The 700-nt window shown below is 50.3% G+C and carries 2 tRNA genes and 2 rRNA genes; all 4 read right to left on the reverse strand.

Annotation, left to right across the window (positions count from 1 at the left end):
* Nucleotides 1–109, reverse strand: a 23S ribosomal RNA gene (locus tag U9J41_RS29260); the annotation flags it as partial.
* A gap of 242 nt (nt 110–351) precedes the next feature.
* A tRNA-Ala gene (locus U9J41_RS29265) sits at nt 352–427 on the reverse strand.
* Between the two features lie 25 nt (nt 428–452).
* Nucleotides 453–529: transfer RNA gene (locus U9J41_RS29270), tRNA-Ile, on the reverse strand.
* Between the two features lie 83 nt (nt 530–612).
* A 16S ribosomal RNA gene (locus U9J41_RS29275) occupies nt 613–700 on the reverse strand; the annotation flags it as partial.

The raw sequence follows: 700 nt of genomic DNA on the forward strand, positions 1-700 counted from the left end.
TGCGGATCAAAGTGTGTTTGCTCACTCCCCGCAGCTTATCGCAAGCTACTACGTCCTTCATCGCCTGTAATCGCCAAGGCATCCACCATGTGCACTTATTCACTTGTCCCTATAACGTTGGCCCCTGTAGTCTTTCCGAAGGAAAGACGAGAAGGTAGCGTCATAGCAACAAGGATTCAGCTTACTTTGTTTGTTGATACATACAGATTTTCTACCCTAAGTGTTCAATACATCTTTCGATGCGTTGAACGCTTAAAGAAAACTTTACTTCTTCCAGATTGTTAAAGAACGAGAACTACACTTATCGAAACCCAGCTTCGCTGGGCTTGGATAAATGCAGTGAACAAGAGTTGGTGGAGGATGACGGGATCGAACCGACGACCCCCTGCTTGCAAAGCAGGTGCTCTCCCAGCTGAGCTAATCCCCCAGGGAATTACGAACCGCGTGATGCCTGGTAGGGCTGGTTGGACTCGAACCAACGACCCCCGCGTTATCAACACGGTGCTCTAACCAGCTGAGCTACAGCCCCGAAAACTCTTCTCGTTTAACTTTATAACAGCCGATAAGCGTGGACGCTTGATGACCGAGCTCTCGCTCGCAGTGCCACTCTAGAAAGGAGGTGATCCAGCCGCACCTTCCGATACGGCTACCTTGTTACGACTTCACCCCAGTCACGAATCCTACCGTGGTAAGCGCCCTC

The sequence above is a fragment of the Massilia luteola genome (genome assembly GCF_034420155.1).
GTDB classification, from domain to species: domain Bacteria; phylum Pseudomonadota; class Gammaproteobacteria; order Burkholderiales; family Burkholderiaceae_D; genus Telluria; species Telluria luteola.